26 protein-coding genes are annotated in these 18,731 nt (G+C 73.7%); 21 read left to right on the top strand and 5 right to left on the bottom strand.

Features of this window, described 5'->3' with window-relative positions; genetic code table 11:
* Positions 1-23 precede the first annotated feature (23 nt).
* The 20 genes from ACIPYS_RS06500 (at position 24) to ACIPYS_RS06405 (ending at position 13,782) form a co-directional block, all read left to right on the top strand.
* Complete coding sequence (locus ACIPYS_RS06500; RefSeq protein ID WP_400743891.1) at positions 24-473, top strand: hypothetical protein; 450 nt, start codon at positions 24-26, stop codon at positions 471-473.
* Between the two features lie 101 nt (positions 474-574).
* On the top strand, positions 575-2,911 hold the full coding sequence (locus ACIPYS_RS06495; RefSeq protein WP_400743888.1) for an FtsK/SpoIIIE domain-containing protein: 2,337 nt from the start codon (positions 575-577) through the stop codon (positions 2,909-2,911).
* A 257-nt stretch (positions 2,912-3,168) separates the two neighbouring features.
* Entirely contained in the window at positions 3,169-3,360 is a 192-nt protein-coding gene (locus ACIPYS_RS06490) for a hypothetical protein (RefSeq protein WP_400743885.1), read from the top strand.
* Positions 3,361-3,379: 19 nt separating this feature from the next.
* Positions 3,380-3,913: a hypothetical protein gene (locus tag ACIPYS_RS06485; RefSeq protein WP_400743882.1), complete on the top strand. Its 534-nt coding sequence runs from the start codon at positions 3,380-3,382 to the stop codon at positions 3,911-3,913.
* A gap of 22 nt (positions 3,914-3,935) precedes the next feature.
* Positions 3,936-4,121 carry a hypothetical protein gene (locus tag ACIPYS_RS06480; RefSeq protein ID WP_400743879.1) on the top strand — a complete coding sequence of 62 codons (186 nt, stop codon included), beginning with the start codon at positions 3,936-3,938 and terminating at the stop codon, positions 4,119-4,121.
* A 40-nt stretch (positions 4,122-4,161) separates the two neighbouring features.
* Positions 4,162-4,497 (top strand): hypothetical protein, encoded by a 336-nt coding sequence (locus tag ACIPYS_RS06475; protein WP_400743876.1) that lies wholly within the window; start codon positions 4,162-4,164, stop codon positions 4,495-4,497.
* Between the two features lie 119 nt (positions 4,498-4,616).
* The gene (gene ssb, locus ACIPYS_RS06470) at positions 4,617-5,120 is read left to right on the top strand and encodes a single-stranded DNA-binding protein (protein ID WP_400743874.1); all 504 of its coding nucleotides are present in this window, start codon (positions 4,617-4,619) and stop codon (positions 5,118-5,120) included.
* A gap of 110 nt (positions 5,121-5,230) precedes the next feature.
* The gene (locus ACIPYS_RS06465) at positions 5,231-5,815 is read left to right on the top strand and encodes a hypothetical protein (RefSeq protein WP_400743871.1); all 585 of its coding nucleotides are present in this window, start codon (positions 5,231-5,233) and stop codon (positions 5,813-5,815) included.
* Positions 5,812-6,165: a hypothetical protein gene (locus tag ACIPYS_RS06460; protein WP_400743868.1), complete on the top strand. Its 354-nt coding sequence runs from the start codon at positions 5,812-5,814 to the stop codon at positions 6,163-6,165. The genes ACIPYS_RS06465 and ACIPYS_RS06460 overlap by 4 nt, the downstream gene beginning before the upstream one ends.
* Positions 6,156-6,311 (top strand): hypothetical protein, encoded by a 156-nt coding sequence (locus ACIPYS_RS06455; RefSeq protein WP_400743865.1) that lies wholly within the window; start codon positions 6,156-6,158, stop codon positions 6,309-6,311. Before ACIPYS_RS06460 ends, ACIPYS_RS06455 begins: the two co-directional genes overlap by 10 nt.
* Before the next feature lie 21 nt (positions 6,312-6,332).
* Entirely contained in the window at positions 6,333-8,051 is a 1,719-nt protein-coding gene (locus tag ACIPYS_RS06450; RefSeq protein ID WP_400743862.1) for a DNA cytosine methyltransferase, read from the top strand.
* Positions 8,048-8,233, top strand: a complete 186-nt coding sequence (locus tag ACIPYS_RS06445) for a hypothetical protein (protein ID WP_400743859.1) — start codon at positions 8,048-8,050, stop codon at positions 8,231-8,233. Before ACIPYS_RS06450 ends, ACIPYS_RS06445 begins: the two co-directional genes overlap by 4 nt.
* A 56-nt stretch (positions 8,234-8,289) precedes the next feature.
* On the top strand, positions 8,290-8,517 hold the full coding sequence (locus ACIPYS_RS06440; protein ID WP_400743857.1) for a helix-turn-helix transcriptional regulator: 228 nt from the start codon (positions 8,290-8,292) through the stop codon (positions 8,515-8,517).
* Positions 8,514-8,861, top strand: coding sequence for a hypothetical protein (locus tag ACIPYS_RS06435; RefSeq protein ID WP_400743854.1), 348 nt, complete (start codon positions 8,514-8,516; stop codon positions 8,859-8,861). Before ACIPYS_RS06440 ends, ACIPYS_RS06435 begins: the two co-directional genes overlap by 4 nt.
* Positions 8,862-8,883: 22 nt before the next feature.
* Positions 8,884-9,576, top strand: coding sequence for a hypothetical protein (locus ACIPYS_RS06430; protein ID WP_400743851.1), 693 nt, complete (start codon positions 8,884-8,886; stop codon positions 9,574-9,576).
* Positions 9,577-9,584: 8 nt separating this feature from the next.
* The gene (locus ACIPYS_RS06425; protein WP_400743848.1) at positions 9,585-9,845 is read left to right on the top strand and encodes a hypothetical protein; all 261 of its coding nucleotides are present in this window, start codon (positions 9,585-9,587) and stop codon (positions 9,843-9,845) included.
* A 63-nt stretch (positions 9,846-9,908) separates the two neighbouring features.
* Positions 9,909-10,805: a bifunctional DNA primase/polymerase gene (locus ACIPYS_RS06420; RefSeq protein WP_400743845.1), complete on the top strand. Its 897-nt coding sequence runs from the start codon at positions 9,909-9,911 to the stop codon at positions 10,803-10,805.
* Between the two features lie 176 nt (positions 10,806-10,981).
* Positions 10,982-12,079 (top strand): AAA family ATPase, encoded by a 1,098-nt coding sequence (locus ACIPYS_RS06415; protein ID WP_400743842.1) that lies wholly within the window; start codon positions 10,982-10,984, stop codon positions 12,077-12,079.
* Between the two features lie 142 nt (positions 12,080-12,221).
* Positions 12,222-12,452 (top strand): helix-turn-helix transcriptional regulator, encoded by a 231-nt coding sequence (locus ACIPYS_RS06410; RefSeq protein WP_400743839.1) that lies wholly within the window; start codon positions 12,222-12,224, stop codon positions 12,450-12,452.
* Positions 12,453-12,534: 82 nt separating this feature from the next.
* Positions 12,535-13,782, top strand: a complete 1,248-nt coding sequence (locus ACIPYS_RS06405) for a tyrosine-type recombinase/integrase (protein WP_400743837.1) — start codon at positions 12,535-12,537, stop codon at positions 13,780-13,782.
* Positions 13,783-13,853: 71 nt separating this feature from the next.
* Here ACIPYS_RS06405 and ACIPYS_RS06400 read toward each other — a convergent pair whose 3' ends face one another.
* The 4 genes from ACIPYS_RS06400 to ACIPYS_RS06385 all read right to left on the bottom strand — a co-directional run bounded on the left by ACIPYS_RS06400 (position 13,854) and on the right by ACIPYS_RS06385 (position 16,678).
* Positions 13,854-14,513, bottom strand: a complete 660-nt coding sequence (locus ACIPYS_RS06400; protein ID WP_400743834.1) for a vitamin K epoxide reductase family protein — start codon at positions 14,511-14,513, stop codon at positions 13,854-13,856.
* A complete protein-coding gene (locus ACIPYS_RS06395; RefSeq protein WP_400743832.1) occupies positions 14,510-15,331 on the bottom strand; it encodes a DsbA family protein in 822 nt (273 codons plus the stop codon). Before ACIPYS_RS06395 ends, ACIPYS_RS06400 begins: the two co-directional genes overlap by 4 nt.
* Before the next feature lie 96 nt (positions 15,332-15,427).
* Positions 15,428-16,093, bottom strand: coding sequence for a hypothetical protein (locus tag ACIPYS_RS06390; protein ID WP_400743830.1), 666 nt, complete (start codon positions 16,091-16,093; stop codon positions 15,428-15,430).
* Between the two features lie 87 nt (positions 16,094-16,180).
* On the bottom strand, positions 16,181-16,678 hold the full coding sequence (locus ACIPYS_RS06385) for an SRPBCC family protein (protein WP_400743828.1): 498 nt from the start codon (positions 16,676-16,678) through the stop codon (positions 16,181-16,183).
* Positions 16,679-16,848: 170 nt separating this feature from the next.
* Between ACIPYS_RS06385 and ACIPYS_RS06380 the strand changes: the two genes are divergently transcribed.
* A complete protein-coding gene (locus tag ACIPYS_RS06380; RefSeq protein ID WP_400743827.1) occupies positions 16,849-17,718 on the top strand; it encodes an Fpg/Nei family DNA glycosylase in 870 nt (289 codons plus the stop codon).
* An 84-nt stretch (positions 17,719-17,802) separates the two neighbouring features.
* Here ACIPYS_RS06380 and ACIPYS_RS06375 read toward each other — a convergent pair whose 3' ends face one another.
* Positions 17,803-18,657, bottom strand: a complete 855-nt coding sequence (locus ACIPYS_RS06375) for an SAM-dependent methyltransferase (protein ID WP_400743825.1) — start codon at positions 18,655-18,657, stop codon at positions 17,803-17,805.
* Positions 18,658-18,731: the final 74 nt, after the last annotated feature.

Genomic DNA, 18,731 nt, shown 5'->3' with positions numbered 1-18,731 from the left:
CGCCCCTGAACGCTGGAGCGCCCGTGAGCCCCGACCGCGCCGCCCGCTTCGCCGCCTCCTACGCCCTGCTCCGTGCCGCCGCCGACGTCGCCGACCACTGGATCCAGAGCGACCACCAGGCCGCCACCAAGGGCCAGCACGACCACCACAACGGCCAGTCCAGCGCGGCCGGGCGCCGCGCCTGCGCCGCCCACGTCGCCACCTACACCGCCACCCAGGCCGCCGCCCTGCTGGCCGGAACCCGCCTGCTCGGCATCCGCCTGCGCCCGGCCCCCGCAGCCGGCGCGCTCGCCCTGTCCGCGGTGACGCACTACGTCGCCGACCGGCGCGAGCCGCTGCGCCGCCTGGCCGACGCCACCGGCAAGGGCAGGTTCGTGCGCCTGGCCGACCACGGCATGAACGGCGCCTACGCCCTCGACCAGGCATGGCACCACGCCTTCGAGACCCTCGCCGCCCTGGTCGCCTCCGCCTGACCACCTCGCACGACCCCCGGGGCGGCCGCTTCCGCCTGGCAGCCGACCGGCCGCCCCGGGGCCCTTCACCCGCACAACTCCGCTGTGAGGAAGGACCGCCAGTGAACCACGAGGAGCACGCCCCCGACCTTCCCGACCCCGACGACGCTGCCGCCGAGCCGCTCGCCGAGGTACTGCCGTTCCCCGACCGCCTCACCAAGACCACCCCCACCCCGGCCCCGGAGCCGGACCCCGGGTCGGACGACTCCGTGTACGTGGACGACGACGCCCCGCCCGCTCCGCCCGTCCCGGTGGAGGTTCCGGCGGTGGTGGCGGCGGCCGCACGGAAGGACCCGGCCGGGGACCGGCCGCTGGTCCCGGCGTGGATCCGCACCCGCGAGGGCCGACGCACGATGTCCCGCGCCCGCGCCACCCAGCTGCGCCGCTCGCTGCGCCGCTGGGCCGGACGCCAGATGACCACCCGCGGGCACGCCGCCCAGAGCTGGCGCGGGATACGGCGCTCGGCCCAGTGGACCGCCGGGTTCGAGGGCGCCCACGTCGAGGCCGCCGCACACCAGGCCCACATCGCCACCCGCGAGGCCCGCGACCTGGCCCGCCGCGCCCGCTTCACCCTCCTGCCCGCCGACCGGGCCCTCGCCCAGAAGAACAGCGCGGCCGCCGTCGCCGTCGCGGCCGCCGCGGTCGCCGCCCACAGGAAGGCCAAGTCCAACCGCCGCCGCATCCGCTTCCTGCGCGCCCTCGTCGCCTACGGCCTGCCCCTCGCAGTCGTCCTGGCCGCCTACATCGCCCTGGGCACCACCGGCCTCGCGCTCGGCGCGCTGACGGTGTTCTCGGTCGAGGCGTTCCTCGGCCGCCACCTCGACCGGGAGACCGTGTGGGACGCGGACGTGCGGGCCCTGTCCGACGGCGACCCGATGACCGAGACCATGCTCGACCGGGCGTTCAAGGCCGCGAAGGTCATCGGCGAGGGCCAGCGCCTGTCGATGGTCACCCCGTGCGCGGTCGACCCCCTCGTGCCCAACGCCTGGCACGCCGTCGTCGACCTGCCCGACGTCACCGTGAAGAAGGCCCGCGAGAAGGTCGACGAGATCGCCGCCGCGATGGGCATCGACCGCACCAACCTCGACATCCGCCAGGTCGGTAGCAACGGCCGCCGCATGGCGGTGTGGGCGTGCGGCCAGGACCCGTTCCTCGCCACCCGCCGCAACCCCCTGGTCGCCGGGCGGGCGAAGTCCGCGAACACCTGGCGCGACGGCTTCCCCCTCGCCTTCGACAAGCGCGGCGCCTTCCTGCGCCCGACCCTGTCGGACTACTCGTTCCTGTTCGCCGGCGCCACCCGCTCCGGCAAGGGCATGGGACTCGCCAACCTCCTCGCCGCCGCCATGCTCGACCCCCGCGTGCGGATCCGGGTGTTCGACGGCAAGGGCGCCGGCGAGTACGTCCCCCACGCCCGCGTCCTGGCCACCTTCGTGCGCCGCAACCCCCGGCGGCTGGTGAAGTTCCTGCGCCTCATGGCCGAGGAGATGAACCGCCGCACCGAGATCCTCGCCGAGGCCGGACTCTCCAAGGCCAGCGAGCAGCTGATCGACAAGCTCGGCGGCATCGAGCTGGTCGTCATCGACGAACTCGCCACCTACACCGCCAAGAACGGACCCTCGCGCCAGTACGCGGAGGAGATCACCGAACTCCTCGCCCAGATCGCCGCCGTCGGCGCCGCGGTCGGCATCGTCCTGGCGCTCGCCACCCAGTACCCCGAGGCGGAGATCGTCACCCCCCGCCTGCGCGGCAACCTCGCCGCCCGCATGGCCATGCGCGTGGAGTCCCCCGGCGCCTCCAACGTGATCCTCGGCGACGGCATGGTCGGCCAGGGCTACGACGCCTCCAAGATCCCGATCGAGAAGACCAGCCGCGGCCGCGCCTGGCTGACCACCCCCGACACCGGCGTCATCGAGGTCCGCTCCCTGTTCATCGACGAGGCCGCCGGAGAGATCCTGCCCCTCATCGAACAGGGCGTGAAACTCCGCGCGGCCGCCGGACGCCTGCCCGGCCACGACGAGGACCCCGTCGAAGCCGCCATGACCGCCCTCACCGGCGTCAGCGCCGCAGCCGGCGGCACCGACGGCCTCGGCACCGTCGTGCGCCGCACCGTCCTCGACCACCTCGTCACCGCCGCCGAACAGGCCGGACGCGGGCAGATCACCACCGCCGAGGCCCTCGCCCACCTCGCCGGTACCGACCCCGCCCGCTACGCCCGCCAGCCCCACGAGGCCGAGAGCGCGTGGCTCTCGCGCGCCGGGCGCGTCCTCAAGGGCGACCTGGCCGACCTCGGCCTCGACCTTGCCCCCGGACGCCTCACCGAGGCCGACGGAACCCGCCCCACCGGCTACACCCTCAAGACCCTCACCGACGCCGCCACCGCCCTCGACGGCGACGACTAACACCCTGTTTGCCCGGGTCGTCCGCCCTGACAGACCCCTGACGCCCCCACAAAGCCGCAGGTCACAGCCCTGCGACCCCTGTCGCCCGGCCTGACGCGCCCTGACGGCCGAGGCCCTTCGCGGCAGGGGTCGGCAGGGGTCCGGTGCCGGGCGTCACCCCTGTGACCTGCGGCTTTCCGAACGCGGCAGGGGTCTGTCAGGGCACCCCGATCCACCTGAACCACCCCAAACCGCCCTCCCGGGACAGGAGTCCGCCCGTGCTGCTGACCGTCTCCGCCGCCGTGTTCTTCGGCGCCGTCCTGCTCGTGATGCTCCGCCAGAAGGCCGTGCCCCTCGGCGGCGCGCTCGTCGCCGCGCTGTTCGGTTTCTACCTCGCCTCCACCGGCGTCGCGCCCGCCGTCAACGCCGCCGTCGTCAACCTCGTCCGCGCCCTGCCCGGCGCCCACTGACCCGAACGGAGAGAAGCCGATGGCCACAATCGCCGAACTGCTGCCGGACCTGGCGTTCGTGGCCGACGGCGGCGCCCTCGTCCGCGAGATCGAGCACTACCTCGCCACCCTCCCCGCCCCCGCCCGCCCGATCACCGCCCCGCTCATCTGCCCGCTCGGCCAGGCGCCCGTGGCGTGGGACCTCGGCATGCCCCGGCCCCGCACCACCCTGCTCGACCGGGCCCGGCGGCGGACCCCAGCCCCGGTGCCGATCGACACCGCCACCCACCTTCGCCTGCTCTCCCGCTACCTCACCGTCCACGGCTGGTGCCAGGGCGCACTCTGGGACGAACGAGGCCGCCGCTGCCTGCTCGGCGCCCAACTCGCCGTCCTCGCCGCCGGATACGGCACCCCCGCCACCGCCATGGACGCCCGCCGCCACCTCATGGAGCAGTTCACCCGCCAGGAGCGCTCCGTGCGCTCCGTCGACCAGTGGAACGACGCCCCGGGCCGCACCGCCGCCGAGGTCCACCGACAGCTCGACATCGCCCAGTCCCGCGCCACCCACCACTGACCAACTCCCCCAAGGAGAAGCCGTGTTCAAGAAGGGCGACACCGTCCGCATCGCTCGCGACCTCTTCCCCGAGGAGGGCTCGCGCTCCTTCGTCGGCCAGACCGGCGAGGTCGCCGGCACCGTCGGGAACAGCGTGGTCGTCTCCGGCCTCGACCCCGGCAGCAGCCAGAAGTACGGGTTCGACCCCGACGAGGTCGAACCCGCCTGACCGGCCGACTCCCCGCCCCACAACCCGCCCCGGAGGACCCGTGCACGACGACACCGACCCCTACGAGTACGCCGACCACGAGGACGGCGGCGACCCGCCGACCCGCGAGGAGGAGAAGGCGTACGAGATCGCCCTCGACCTCGCCGACGAACAGCGCCGGGCCGAGGACGAGCAGGCAGCCGGACCGCCGCCCGGGCACACGGAGATGTGCGAGGGCTGCCGCGGCACCGGCGGCGGCTACGAGGACGAGGCATGGGACGACGAGGCCCAGGACTACGTCCCCGTCGACTTCGAGGACTGCCCCGAGTGCGGCGGCCGCGGCTACTACGACTGCGACGGCACCTGCGAGTTCGCCCGGGAGCCCGACGCGTCGTGACCCCGGCCTGCGCCGACCGCCGTGCCACCCGGGCCGCTGCCGCTGGCGGTGGCGAGGCCCGGGCGGTGCGGGGGACGGGCAGACCCGCTCCCGACACCCCAGTGCCCCTGGAGGCCCCCGTGTCCGTGGGAGACACCCCGATCACCGTCGTCGGCAACCTCACCGACGACCCCGAACTGCGCTTCACCAACACCGGCGTGGCCATGGCCCGCTTCACCATCGCCTCCACCCCCCGCAGCTACGACAAGACCAGCGGCCAGTGGAAGGACGGCACCGCGCTGTTCCTGCGCGCCACCGCCTGGCGCGAGATCGCCGAGCACGCCACCGAGACCCTCCAGAAGGGCATGCGCGTGGTCGCCACCGGCCGCCTCGTGCAGCACAACTGGCAGACCCCCGAGGGCGAGAACCGCTCCATGCTGGGCCTGGACGTCGACGACATCGGCCCCAGCCTCAGGTTCGCCACCGCCAAGGTCACCAGGACCCAGCGCACCGGCACCCCGGCCGCGCAGGCCGACCCGTGGTCCACCGCCACCCCCGGCGCGCCCGCCACCCCGACCGCCGCCGCGAACGCCGGGACCTGGGGCAGCGCCCCGGCCGGCGGCCCGGAGGAGCCCCCGTTCTAGCCGCGCGCCCCCGCGCAGCACGAAGCCCCACGGCAGCCGTCGACCTTCCCGGGACGGACGGCTGCCGCAGGGCTCTCTCCGATCCCCTCGACAGAGATCAGGACTTCAGCATGCCCGAGTTCGACCACACCACGCTCGCTCTCGTCGACGACATCCGCGACCGCGAGCGGGCCTCCGACGGCCACTCCCGCTACGGCGCCTACCTCGCCCAGCACGCCCACCGGTTCACCGACGACGGGGCCCCACTGTCCGACGTCGAGTTCGCCGCCGCCGCGTGGCAGGTGGCCACCGCCCCGGTCATGGCCCCCGGCTACGTGCGCATCCGCCCCGACCTCCTCGACCTGGCCCCGGTCCTCGACCCGGACGGCGCCCTGCACCTGCGCGCCCGCGTCGCCCTGCGCCACCACCACCTCGCCCAGCGCCCCGCCGGGCTCGCGGACTGGCAGCGCAACCCCTGGCACGACCACGAGCAGTGGCCCGTCCTCGGCTCCCCGGACGCCACCGACCGCCCCGCCCTGCTGATCACCGCCGAGGTCTGCGTCCCGATCCCGGGACACGACCTCCCCCGGCCGACCGCGACCCGGCCCGGACGCACCCTCACCTACGAGGCCCAGATGGCGACGAACAACCTGGTCGCGTACGCCAACTTCCGTCTCGCGCCGCTGGTCGCCGAGCTGCTGGGCGGCGGGCGGTGAGCCCGCTGGCCAAGGTGGTCGGCCCCGAGCGCGCCGCCGCCCACACCCGCCGCCTCGCCCGCCGGATCGCCCTCGCGGACGGCCTGCCCCCGGTCGCCGCCGAGCGCCTGGCCCGCGAGCGGGTCGAGGCCGGCGACCCGTACGCCCTCGCCGCACCCGGCCAGATCTGGGTCCTGCGCGAGGACACCGACGAGGACGACGCCCCGGCCTATGCGCTCGGCATCCTCGCCCGCCTCACCGAACCGCCCGCCGTCCTCGCCGAGGACGAGCACGGCACCGTCGACACCCTCCCCCTGACCGTCCTCGACCTGTTCCACCTCGACTCCTGGACGGAGGACCCGTGGACCTGACCTACATCCGCTTCCTCCGCGCCGCTGCCGTCCCCGGCTGCCCGACCGGCAAGTCCGTGGACCTCGGTCCCAAGAGCGGGGGCGGGCCGATCTCCACGCTCCGCCACGAGCGCGACGGTGTCGGCGAGTTCTCGCCGACGGCCTGACTGAGAGAAGGGAAACGTGCCGTGCGCAAGTCCACGATCGTTCGTCGCACCGCCGCACACCGACCGGCGCCCAAGCGCCGCCGCTTCCGCCACGACGACCTCGTCGCCGTCGACCTGTTCTCCGGCTTCGGTGGCTTGACCCGCGGTATCGAAATGGCCGGCTTCACCACGATCATGGCCGCCAACCACAACGCCTACAAGGTCGAAGTCCACGAGGCGAACCACCCCGACGCCGAGCACTGGATCGCCGACCTGGTCGACCCCGAAGCGGCGGACTACCACTCCGCCCGTGACCTCCCCGCAGCCGACCTCCTCGTCGCCGGCGTCAGCTGCGTCAACCACTCCCAGGCCAACACCCAGAAGGCATACGAGCAGCGCATGTCCCTCTTCGACCTCGACGACCCCGAATTCGAGGCGCGGGTCACCAGGTCGGAGCGCGACAGGGCCACGGCGAACTGCGTGCTCCACTACGCCGCCGATCACCACCCGCGGCTGATCCTCGTCGAGTGCACCACCGAACTCACCTCCTGGGGCCCGGCCGTCCCCGGCCGCCCGAAGGTCGGCGACGGCTCCACCTACCGGTGGTGGCTCAAGCAGTTCGACCTGCTCGACTACCGCCACAAGGTGCTGTACCTGAACTCGATGTTCTTCGGTGTGCCGCAGTCCAGGGACCGGGCCTACTGGGTCTTCTGGGACAAGTCCCTTCCCGCCCCCGACCTCGACCACAGGCCCGTGTCGCGGTGCCGCCGATGCGACCGGGACGTCGAGGCCGTGTGGTCGTGGAAGACCGGCCTCCCCCCGACCGGATCCGTGCGCTACGGCAAGCAGTACGAGTACCGCTGCTCGTCCTGCCACCGACCGGTCGTCCCGCCCATGACGCCGTCGCTCGCCGCCCTCGACCTGACCAACCTCGGCAACCGCATCGGCGACCGGCCCAAGCCCCTCGCCCCCTCGACGATGGCCCGTGCCGAGCGGTGCCGCCGGAGGTTCGCCGAGTTCCCCGCCGTCCTCATGCCCGCCAAGGCCGTCCACGGAACGGAACGCCACCCGTGGCAGCCGCTGTCCACGCAGACCAGCCAGCAGGAGACCGCGATCCTCTCCACCGGAACGGTGATCGCCGCGCACCGGCACAACGGCGACGGACAGCACATCACCCTGCCGATGGACACCGTCACCACCACGCACGAGAAGGCGCTCCTGCTGGCGGTCAACAACTTCCAGGGCGGCCCGCGAAGTGCCCAGCAGCCGCTGCCGACACAGGGCGGCTCGCAGACCCTCGGACTTCTGTCCGCCGGGGTGGTGCCGTACCGGAAGAACACGCTGCCCGCGTCGCACGCCGAGGCCATGCCGACGGTCACCGCCGAACAGATCCCCGGCCTGCTGTTCTCCGGCTGGTACAAGCAGAACGGTTCGACCGGCCACGAGACCGCCCCACACCCCGTCACCGACCCGCTCGGCACCCTGACCGCCCACGACACCACCGCGCTGCTCATGGCCGAATGGCAGGCCGCGCTCTGCGAACTGCGCCTTGAGGACTGCCACTTCCGAATGATGGGCGCCCACGAGATCGGCCGCGGATGCGGCTTCGACGTCGACTTCCCCGACCACCAAGGGGCTTTCGTCGTCTGGGGCAGCGCCCGCGACCAGGTCGACGGCTTCGGAAACGCCGTAAGCCCCCAGGTCGGCGCCTGGATCGGATCCCGGCTGCGCGCCGTTCTCCACCCCCGAGACGCCGCGTGAGCGCGCACCGCATCACCGTCATCCGCTGCGACGGCGACCCCGAGTGCGACGCCGAGACCCACACCCCGCACCTGGACAGTCGCGCCGCCGACGTTCGCGCCTTCCGACGCCCCGACGGCTGGCACCAACGCCCCGGCGGCCGGGACCTCTGCCCCGCCTGCTGGACCAGCGGTCGGCGCTGACACCCGTCAACTGGCCGCCCGCAGTACGCGGGCGGCCCCACCCCGAGGAGACCCTCATGCCCCGACCGCTCACCCCTCGCGAGACGGACATCCTGCGCTACAAGGCCCAGGGTCGAACCGACCACGACATCGGCGCCGCCCTTCGCATCACCGAGAGTGCCGTACGCAGCACCGTCCGGCGCGCGGTCCGAGCGCTGGGTGCCCGCACGCTCGACCAGGCCATCCAGATCGCCAACCAGCTGCGGCCGAACACGGCACCCGACCAGCCCCACTCCTCCTCGTGACCGGCCGCACTCCGCCCCTCGGCGACACCGACGGCCTCTGGCAGGCCGTCCTGGCGGCCGCCGCCGGCCGCTGCCAGTGCCGGGGCACCTGCGGCACGTCCCACGAGAAGGACGGCGGCCGCTGCCGTACCGCCCACGGCGGCCACTCCCGCCACGGACCCGTCCGCCTCACCGCCGCCCCCGCCGACCCGGCGGACCTCCTGCTGCCCGCGCACCGGGCCGCCGCCCTGCCCAAGGCGGAGCTGGCCGCGTGGTGTCCGGCGTGCCTCGACGCCACCACCCGCGCCGTCCGCAAGACCCAGCTCGCGGCCCACCCTCCGACCGCGCCCGAAGCCCTGTTCTGACCGCCCCGAGAAGGGACCCGCGATGACCGTCACCACCACCGCCCTGCCGCGCTTCGTTGCCCAGCTCACCCCGCACATCAGCACCGACACCACCCTGCCGCCCCTCGGCGGCATCTACCTGGAGGCCGACGGCACCCACCTGTTCGCCGCCGCTACCGACCGCTACACCATCGCCGTCACCCGCACCGAAGCCACCGAGAGCGAGCCGTGGAAGGCGGTGGTCCTGCGCGCCGACCTCACCGCCCTGCGCGCCCTGTTCCCCGCCCGCCGCCGCACCGCCGACCTCCACCTCACCCACCACCGCGGCTGCACCCGCACCCCCGACGGACTCCTCACCGTCGGCGACGGCACCCGCTCCCTCACCCTGTCCGCGAACGCCTCCCTGGCCCGCAAGTTCCCCAAGTGGCGCCGCCTGTTCGCCGACGCCCTCGCCGCCGAACCCCGCCAGGACACCGAGACCCTCTACAACGCCGACTTCCTTGCCCGCTGGGCCAGGGCCGCCGACCGCAACCAGCCGCTCACCACCTGGTCCGCCGGCCCCGGCAAGCCCCTGCTCGTCGCCGCCGGACCCGACTTCCTCGGCCTCCACATGCCCGTGGCCCTGCCCGCCCACCGCCCCGACACCCCCGCCCGCGACCGCCAGGACCGCGCAGCCCTGCGTACCACCTGGGCCGACACCCTCACCCCCGCCCGCCGTCTCAAGGCCGCCGCCTAGGAGCCGCCGTGATCCGCGCCCTCACCTTCCACACCGTCACCTGCGACGTCTGCGGGGACCAGGACGACGAGGAACTCATCCTCTTCGACACCCCCGAGACCGCCGCCGAGACCGCCCGCCGCTCCGGCTGGCTCGTCACCGCCGACCACCTCGCCATCTGCCCCACCACCGACGACCCCCACCGCGCCGCCCTCGACGCCCTCCTCCCGCCCCCGCCCGACACCGGGGCCACGGGACAGCTCACCTTCGACACCGACCCCGCCACCTGACCGCCCCGCCCCGGGGGCGAGCCGTCGTTCGCCCCCGAGGGCTTGCCTCCCGGAGGGAGACCGGTGCCACCGAACCCCCTGCTGGACTCGGCCCTGGCCGCCGCCGACCGCGGCTGCCATGTCTTCCCCGTAACCCCCGGCGCCAAGAAGCCCCCCGCGGTCAAGGACTGGGAGAACCGCGCCACCCTCGACCCCGACCGCATCCGCCGCTGCTGGAGCGCCGGGCCCTACAACATCGGCATCGCCTGCGGCCCCTCCGGGCTGGTCGTCGTCGACCTCGACCTGCCCAAGGGCCCTGACGACCGCCCGCCCGCCCGGTGGGCGCTGCCCGGCATCACGAGCGGCCACGACGTCTTCGCCGCCCTGTGCGAGGAGCACGGCCAGCCCTACCCCGACGGGACGTTCACCGTCGCCACCTCCGGTGGCAGCACCCACCTCTACTTCACCGCCCCACCCGGCGCCCGCCTGCGCAACACCAGCGGCGACCGAGGCAACGGCCTCGGCTGGAAGGTCGACACGCGCGCCGGCGGCGGCTACGTCGTCGCTCCCGGCAGCCTCATCACCGCACGCCCCTACACCGTCGTCCGCGACACCGCCCCTACACCGCTGCCGCCCTGGCTCCTCGCCCTGCTCACCCCCGCCCTCGCCAGCCCCACAACCCCGGCTCCCGCCGTCACCGGCCGGGGGGTGCGCAACCGGCCCGCTTACGCCGACGCCGCCCTGCGCAACGAGGCCACCAACGTCGCGCACGCCCCCGAGGGCACCCGCAACTGGACCCTGACCCGCGCCGCCCGCGCCCTGGGCCGCTTCGTCGCCAACGGCCAACTCCAGCGCGCCGACGTCGAACAGGCTCTTAAGGCGGGGGCGGAACAGGCCGGACTGCCCCCGCGCGACGCCCGGGCGACCATCACCAGCGCCCTCGACTGGTCCGTCGCCCACAACCCCGCCCACCCCTCTTAAGAGCCTCAGAAGCCCCCGAGGGCCGGGCCGAAGACGCCACGCCGCCCCCGGTCCGGAGGCGGGGTGGCGTCTTCCCCCTTCCGCACACCCGGCGCCCGACGCCGTCCCGAACCGAAAGGCGCCCCCGTGACCGCTGCCCCGCCGCACGCCACCCACCGTCTCTGCCCGGATGCCGCGTGACCCGCCCCGCCGACCCCCGGGACGCACCGCCCGGGCCCCGGCTACGGATCGTCGGCGACGACGCGGCACCGTGGCCCGACGAACCCGACCCGCAGACCGACCCCTGGCACGTCCCCGCCCCCACGCCCCAGGCCGTCGCCGCCGAGGCCGCCACGGCCCCGCCCAGGCCCCGCACGGTGTGGTCGGCGGCCGACCTCATGGCCACCGACTTCCCCGAACCCCGCTGGGCCGTCCCCGGATTCTTCGCCGAGGGCGTCAGCCTCCTCGCCGGACCGCCCAAGGTCGGCAAGTCCTGGCTCTCCCTCGGCCTGGGCCTCGACGTCGCCGCCGGCCGCCCCGCCTTCGGCAGCATCGACGTCGAACCCGGCCCCGTCCTCTACCTTGCCCTGGAGGACACCCCCCGACGCCTCAAGACCCGCATGGGCAAGCTCCTCGCCGGACGCGAAGCCCCCAAAGCCCTCACCCTCGTCACCGAGTTCCCGCCCCTGCCCCAGGGCGGCGCCGACGCCCTCGACCGCTGGCTCACCCAGAACACCGACCCCCGCCTCGTCGTCATCGACGTCTTCGCCAAGGTCCGTGGCCACTCCGCGCCCGGCGTCGCCCCCTACGACGCCGACTACGCCGCCATCGGCCACGTCAAACAGGTCGCCGACCGCCACTCGGTGGCCACGATCCTCGTCCACCACGTCCGCAAGATGGCCTCCGACGACTTCCTCGCCGAGGTTTCCGGCACCAACGGCCTCGCCGGCGCCGCCGACGCCACCCTCGTCCTCAAACGCTCCCGCGGGAAGGCCGACGGCGTCCTGCACATCACCGGCCGCGACGTCGACGAAGCCGAACACGCCCTCGAATTCCAGCCCGACACCGGCAGCTGGATCCTCCTCGACGGCCCCGCTGGCGACCACACCATCGGCGACACCCGAGCCCAGATCCTCACCCACGTCCGCACCCACCCCGGCAGCAAGCCCAAGGAGATCGCAGCCGCCACGGGCCTCGACTACGCGAACACCCGTCAGACGTGCACCCGCATGGCCAAGGACGGCCAGCTTCGCACTGACAGCAGCGGCGCCTACGTCGCGCCGGAACCCGTGTGACAGGCAGGCGCACCCTCGGTGTGTCACAGCTGTCACAGCTGTCACCGCAACGCACTGACCAGCACAGATGTCGGTGACACCGCAGTGACAGCAGAACGCCGTCACGCCCACCTGAAGGTCTCCTCTCGCCCTTGGAGCCGACATGTCCAAGACCGCCGCGTCGCCCAGCGACGGCCAGCCCGACCCGCGCCTCGTCGTCCTCACCTGCCAGGAGTTGGCGGAGTTCCTCAAGCTTCCCTCGGTCGAGACGGTTTACCAGTGGCGCCGGAAGCACACCGGACCGCAGGGATTCCGCGCCGGGCGCCACGTCCGCTTCACACTGGCCGCCGTCCTCGCGTGGATGGACAGCCAGGCCCGCCAGGACGCGGCTTAGACAAATCGATCGCTTGGCAGAAGGCCCGTGGCGCTGGCCGTCACGGGCCTTCGCTGCGCCCTACCGAAAGGAGGCCGGTTGTATGGCTGGCCACGTTCAGGACCGCTGGTACAAGACCGAAAGCGGCTCGGACGGCAAGACCCGCCGGGTGAAGTCCGAGCGCTACGGCACGGGGATGCGCTATCGCGCCCGGTATGTCGGCCCCGACGGGAACGAGAGGAGCAAGAGCTTCCCCGACCGCAAGAAGCGTGAAGCGGATCTCTGGCTGGCGCAGACGCGTGCCGACATGGAGCGCGGTCAGTACGTCGACCCCAAGGCCGCCCGCACGACGTTCCAGGAGTACGCGCTGCGCTGGCTGGCCTCGCAGACGACGGACGCCGTCACCCAGGAGGGCACCGAGCGGCGGCTCCGACTGCACGTGCTCCCGTACATCGGCTCCCGCCCGATGGGGACCTTCCAGCCCGTTCACATCCGGGAATGGCTCAAGCGGCTGGAAGGTACCGGCCTGGCGGCCTCATACATCGGGATCATCTACACCGACGCCCGCGCAGTGCTCTCCGCCGGAGTGGACGACGGCTTCCTCGTGCGGAACCCCTGTGCCTCCCGGTCGGTCCGCCAGCCGACGGCGCACCGGGAGCGCGTCGTCCCGTGGACGGCCGAGCGGCTGTTCGCGGTGCGGGCCGGGCTCCCGGAACCCATGCGACCAGTGGTGGATCTCGGGGGTGGGTGCGGACTGCGACAGGGGGAGATTCTGGGCCTGGCAGTCGATGCGATCGACTTCGAGACGGAGACTCTTCGCGTTGTCGCGCAGGTCAAGGTTCTCCGACAGGGATTGATTTACGCACCCCCGAAAGGGAACAAGACCCGAGATGTTCCGCTGCCAGCGGCTGTCGCCGCGATTCTCAAGGAACACATCACGGCATTCCCCCCGACCGCGGTGACCCTCCCATGGCGGACCTGGGACGGCCCCAAAGCGACCAAACTGCTGCTCTTCACCGATGGGGCCGGGCAGACCTTTCGCCGGTCGACGTTCAACCAGGCGTTGTGGAAGCCCGCGCTCGCGACGGCGGGAGTGATTCCGGCCCCGCTGCCGGGCGAGCGGCCCGTGAGCGCGCCCCGGGACGGGATGCATGCCCTCAGGCACTTCTACGCCTCGGTGCTGCTCGACGCCGGCGAGAACATCAAAGCCCTGAGCGAGTACCTGGGGCACGCGGACGCCTCCATCACGCTGCGGACCTACACGCACCTGATGCCGAGCAGCCCGGACCGGACCCGGCGGGCCGTGGACGCCGTCTACCAGGACCCGGTCCAGCGCTCCGACGGCCCGTAGACGGCCCAGCGCGGACGTGCCGATGGCTCCCACCAGGGAAGCCGCAGGTGGGAGCCATCGTGGGTGCCCGATCAGAGCAGGGTCGACCAGTAGTACCAGAAGCGCTTCAGGATCAGCAGGGCGATCACCGCGTACCAGAGGGCCGGGACGACCCAGTGGTAGCGGGCCGCCTCGCGGACGGCCGGGCGCAGGGCGCGGGGGACCGGGACGACGCCGGTGCGCAGGTTGTGCAGGGTGGTGTACCAGAACAGCGGGATCATCGCCGCCCACACCACCATGCAGAACGGGCACAGCGCGCCGATCCGGTACAGCGCCTGGTACATCAGCCAGGTGACGAAGCCGATGCCGAAGACCGTGCCGGCCTGGAGGCCCAGCCAGAACCAGCGCCGGTAGGTGGCGCCGGCCAGCAGCCCGGCACCGATCGCGATCACCACGGCGAAGCCGGCCAGGCCGAGCAGCGAGTTGGGGAAGCCGAAGGCCTCGGCCTGGTCGCTGCGCATGATCGAGCCGCAGCTGATGATCGGATTGATGTTGCAGTTCGGGACGTAGGACGGGTCCTTCAGCAGCCGGATCTTGTCCAGGGTGAGGACCGCCGAGGCGAACAGCCCCAGTGCGCCGCCGATCACCAGCAGCAGGGCGAACGGGCGGCTCGCGCCGTACCCGGTCCGGGTGCCGGCGGGGGACGGGGCGGCGGGGGCGGGGGTGGGGGTGGGGGTGGGGGCGGCCGTCATCCGGTCACCTGCTTGACCATCGCGGTGAACTGCTCGGGCGAGACGGCCTTGCCGCCGGAGAACACGTCGAGCTTCTTGCCGTCCAGGCGGACGGTCGGGGTGCCGGTGACGCCGCTCTTGTCGAAGGCCTTGTTGACCTGGCCGGCCCAGGGCAGGTAGGTGCCCTCGCGGACCGCCTTGACGAAGCCGTCGGTCTTCAGGCCCGGCACCTTGTCCGCCAGGTCGAGCAGGTGGTTGACGTCGGCGAAGGCGTCGTCGCGCTCGTCCGGCTGGTTCGCGTAGAGCACGTCGTGGAACTGCTTGAACTTGTCCACGCCCTCGTTCAGCGCCGCGCCGGCGGCGGCCAGCGCGGTGCGCGAGCCCTTGCCGCCGAGGCCCTGGTCGAGGAAGGTCGCCAGGTGGTACTCGATCTTGTAGCTGCCCGCGTCGGCGAGCTGCTGGACGGTCGGGCCGGTGGTGGTCTCCAGCTGCTCGCAGAACGGGCAGCGGAAGTCCTCGTAGACCTCCAGCGTGTGCGGGGCGTCCGCCTTGCCGTAGGTGACCACGGTGCCGTCCGCGCCGCTCGTGTTCGCCGGCACGACCAGCGGGCCGGAGGCCGCGGTGTCGCCGGAACCGGAGCCGCTCGAGCCGCCGACGGCGAAGGCGACGCCCGCGGCGAGGGCGAGCAGGACGGCGGAGGCGGTGCCGACCACGGCCCGGCGGCGGATCCGGGCCGAGCGCTCGGCCTGCTCGCGCTCCTGGCGCATCCGCTCGGTGGCGGCCCGGCGGGCGGCCTTCCGGTCGCCGGGGGTGGTGCTCTTCTTGGGGGAGGTGCTCATGGTGGAGGTCGTCCTGGTGCTCGTGGCGGGGCGTGCGGGCGCGTCGGGCGCACGGCCGGCCGGGGACCGGGGGACCGGGAGGGTCCGCGGGGTCTCCTAGCGGGCGGGCGCCGGCAGCCGCGCGGGCGGGCCGCGCCGGACGGCGGGCCGGAGCCGGACGGACTCGGCGGGGACCAGCACCCGGCTGGCCCGGGGGAACGGCACCCGCGCCACCGGGCGGGCCGGCAGCGGTGCGGTCAGCAGCGTCAGCCAGTGACCGGCCGCGGCGGGGAAGCGCCGGGCGAAGTCGCCGAGGATCCGCGCGGTGCGGGCCAGCCCGGACAGCGCGGCGTCGGCGCTGCGCAGCCAGTACGCGGCGGCCAGCGCGAGCAGGGTGTGCAGGAGCAGCAGCAGGGCGAGCCCGACCGGCCGGGAGAGGCCGTGGCCGAGCAGCAGGCCGCCGAGCGAGCCGCCGCCGCACAGCAGCGGTTCGAGGCCGCGGGCGGTGCCGGGCGGCAGCGAGGGGCAGGTGGACTGGGCGAAGTCGAACAGGGCGCTCAGGCCGAGTTCCAGCGGCAGGAAGACCGCCGCGACCACCCGGTAGCCGCGCTCGCGGCCGGACAGTGCGAAGGCCACCGCGAAGACGGCGGCCCCGGCCACGGCCAGCGTGCCGAGCGGCAGCGGGCGGCCGGTGACCAGCACCTGGCCGAGCCCGGCGAGCAGCACGAGCAGCGCGGCGAAGACCGCCGCGCGCAGCGTCCTGGTGTCCCGGGCACAGTTCATGACTCCCGAGTGTGCCACAGGTCGAACGCCCGGCGAGTGGCTCCCCGGCCCGCTGTGAAGATCCTCACCACCAGCTCTGAGCTGGGCTTATACGCCGTTTACGGTGACCGTGCCGGGAGCCTCGACGACCGGCTCGGGCGGTGTCGCGGCGGCCGCGACCCGGGCCTCGACCAGCTCCCGGAAGTGCTCGAGGTCGCTCCGGACGGTCCGTTCGATCGCCCCGGCCAGCGCGAAGCCGCCGGGCCCGCCGAACACCTCCCGGACCACCCCCGGGTCGTACTCGACCCGGACCTGCACCCGGGTGTGCGCCGCGTCGAGCGGGCGCAGCGCGAAGGCGCCGTGCAGCGCCGGACCGTCGAGGGTGCGCCAGGCCATCACCCGGCCCCGGCCCCGGTCGGTGATCTCGGTCTCGACGTCCAGTTCGGCGCCGGCGATCTCCACCCCGAGGTGGGCCAGGTTGCGGCCGTGCGGCTGGGCGGTGCGGACGCCGTCGACGAAGCGCGGGTACTCGTGGACACGGTGCAACTGCTCCCAGGCCGCCAGGACGGGGGCGTCGATGTCGATCTGTTCCTCCAGCGTGCTCATGGCCGGCCGGACCTCCTCGGGTTGGCGCGCGGGCCGCCCCTCCAGACTGCGCCGCCGGGCGGCCCCGGGCAAAGGGCGGGGCGGCGGAAGAGGGGAACGGCGGGGTGACGGTGGGGAACGGCGGGGCGGCGGAAGAGGCGGACGGCGGGCGGCCGGGCGAGACTGGGCACATGCCGGAGCTGCCCGAGGTCGAGGCCCTGACCGCCTTCCTGTCCGCACGGCTGACCGGGCGGGTGATCGCCGAGGTGCGGCCGGTGGCGATCAGCGCGCTCAAGACCTACGACCCGCCGGTGACGGCGCTGGCCGGGCGGACGGTCGGCCCGGTGGTCCGGCACGGGAAGTTCCTGGACATCGGGGTGGACGGGCTGCACCTGGTGGTCCATCTGGCCAGGGCTGGCTGGCTGCGCTGGCGCGAGCACCTGCCGGTCGAGCCGCCGAAGCCGGGCGGCCGCAATCCGCTGGCGCTGCGGGTCCGGCTGGAGGGCCCGGACGGGGACGGCTTCGACCTCACCGAGGCGGGCACCAAGAAGGGTCTCGCGGTGTACGTGGTGCGGGACGCCGGGGAGGTGCCGGGGGTGGCCCGGCTGGGCCCGGACCCGTTCGACCCGGACTTCGGCCTGGAGCGCTTCCGGGCGCTGCTGGCCGGCGAGCGCCGCCGGATCAAGGGGGTGCTGAGGGACCAGAGCGTGCTGGCCGGGGTGGGCAACGCCTACTCGGACGAGGTGCTGCACGTGGCGCGGATGTCCCCGTACAAGCTGGCGGCCGACCTGTCGGCGGAGGAGACCGCGCGGCTGTTCGAGGCGCTCGGTTCGACCCTGCGGGAGGCGGTGGAGCGTTCGCGCGGACTGGCGGCGGGGGAGCTGAAGGCGGAGAAGAAGCTGGGCATGCGGGTGCACGGGCGGACCGGGCAGCCCTGTCCGGTCTGCGGGGACACCGTGCGGGAGGTGTCGTTCGCGGACTCCTCGCTGCAGTACTGCCCGACCTGCCAGACCGGGGGGAAGCCGCTCGCGGACCGGCGGATGTCCCGGCTGCTGAAGTAGTGCGGCCGCCGGTGGCGCGCGCCGGAGCGGCCGGCCCCGTTCCTCCGGAGGAGGCGGGGCCGGCGGGGCGCCGGAGGGGACGGCCTACGGCTTGCGGGCGAGGCCGCCCCAGTAGTACGCCGCGTACGGGTCGGCCGGCTGTTCGCCCTCCGGGTGCCAGGCCATCACCGGGGCGACGCCGGGCTCGATCAGCTCCCAGCCGTCGAAGAACCGGGTGACCTCCTCCTTGCTGCGCGGCACCAGGGTCATCCCGGCGGCGCGGGCGGAGGCGGTCACCTGGGCGACGGCGGCCTCGTTGAAGTCCTGGGTGGGGTGGGTGAGCGCGAGGTAGCTGCCGGAGGGGAGCGCGTCGCGCAGGGCGGCGACCTTGCCCCACGGGTCGTCCTCGTCGGCGATCAGCATCAGGACCGCGATCATCAGCATGCCGACCGGCCGGTCCAGGTCCAGCGTGGTGTTGAGGGCCGGGTCGGCCAGCAGTTCGGCGGGCTTGCCCAGGTCGGCGTGGATGTAGGTGGTGCGGCTGGCCGGGGTGGAGACCATCAGCGCGCGGGCGTGGGCCAGCACGATCGGGTCGTTGTCCACGTAGACGACCCGGGTGCCGGAGCTGACCGACTCGGCGATCTCGTGGGTGTTCGGCGAGGTGGGGATGCCGGTGCCGAGGTCGAGGAACTGGCGGATGCCGTAGCGCTCGGCGAGGTGGCGCACGGCGCGCTTCTGGAAGCCGCGGTTCTCCTTGGCCTGCGCCTTCATGGTGGGCACGGCCTGCTCGATGGCCTGGCCCATCGCCCGGTCGGGCGGGAAGTTGGTCTTGCCGCCCAGCCAGTAGTCGTAGACGCGGGCGGAGTGCGGAGTGCTGGTGTCGACCCCGTACTTCTCCCACTGGCTGAGTTCGGCGGCATCGTTCTCGGACCGGTCGGCGAAGTCCTGACTAGTCGTCATGGCCACGTCCTTTTAAGACAGATCATCACACTGGGAGAGGTCAGATTAGCGGGCCCGGCGGCGATCCGGTCACG

It is taken from the genome of Kitasatospora sp. NPDC089913 (assembly GCF_044748625.1).
Taxonomy (GTDB): domain Bacteria; phylum Actinomycetota; class Actinomycetes; order Streptomycetales; family Streptomycetaceae; genus Kitasatospora.
Note: the sequence above shows the minus strand (reverse complement) of the source record. Positions and strands in the feature narration are given on the sequence as shown.

Excerpts from the sequence above, each read along its gene's own strand:
- ACIPYS_RS06485 (WP_400743882.1), top strand. The coding sequence starts at position 3,380 with ATGGCCACAATCGCCGAACTGCTGCCGGACCTGGCGTTCGTGGCCGAC.
- ACIPYS_RS06465 (WP_400743871.1), top strand. The coding sequence starts at position 5,231 with ATGCCCGAGTTCGACCACACCACGCTCGCTCTCGTCGACGACATCCGC.
- ACIPYS_RS06440 (WP_400743857.1), top strand. The coding sequence starts at position 8,290 with ATGCCCCGACCGCTCACCCCTCGCGAGACGGACATCCTGCGCTACAAG.
- ACIPYS_RS06430 (WP_400743851.1), top strand. The coding sequence starts at position 8,884 with ATGACCGTCACCACCACCGCCCTGCCGCGCTTCGTTGCCCAGCTCACC.
- ACIPYS_RS06410 (WP_400743839.1), top strand. The coding sequence starts at position 12,222 with ATGTCCAAGACCGCCGCGTCGCCCAGCGACGGCCAGCCCGACCCGCGC.
- ACIPYS_RS06405 (WP_400743837.1), top strand. The coding sequence starts at position 12,535 with ATGGCTGGCCACGTTCAGGACCGCTGGTACAAGACCGAAAGCGGCTCG.
- ACIPYS_RS06400 (WP_400743834.1), bottom strand. The coding sequence starts at position 14,513 with ATGACGGCCGCCCCCACCCCCACCCCCACCCCCGCCCCCGCCGCCCCG.
- ACIPYS_RS06395 (WP_400743832.1), bottom strand. The coding sequence starts at position 15,331 with ATGAGCACCTCCCCCAAGAAGAGCACCACCCCCGGCGACCGGAAGGCC.
- ACIPYS_RS06390 (WP_400743830.1), bottom strand. The coding sequence starts at position 16,093 with ATGAACTGTGCCCGGGACACCAGGACGCTGCGCGCGGCGGTCTTCGCC.
- ACIPYS_RS06385 (WP_400743828.1), bottom strand. The coding sequence starts at position 16,678 with ATGAGCACGCTGGAGGAACAGATCGACATCGACGCCCCCGTCCTGGCG.
- ACIPYS_RS06380 (WP_400743827.1), top strand. The coding sequence starts at position 16,849 with ATGCCGGAGCTGCCCGAGGTCGAGGCCCTGACCGCCTTCCTGTCCGCA.
- ACIPYS_RS06375 (WP_400743825.1), bottom strand. The coding sequence starts at position 18,657 with ATGACGACTAGTCAGGACTTCGCCGACCGGTCCGAGAACGATGCCGCC.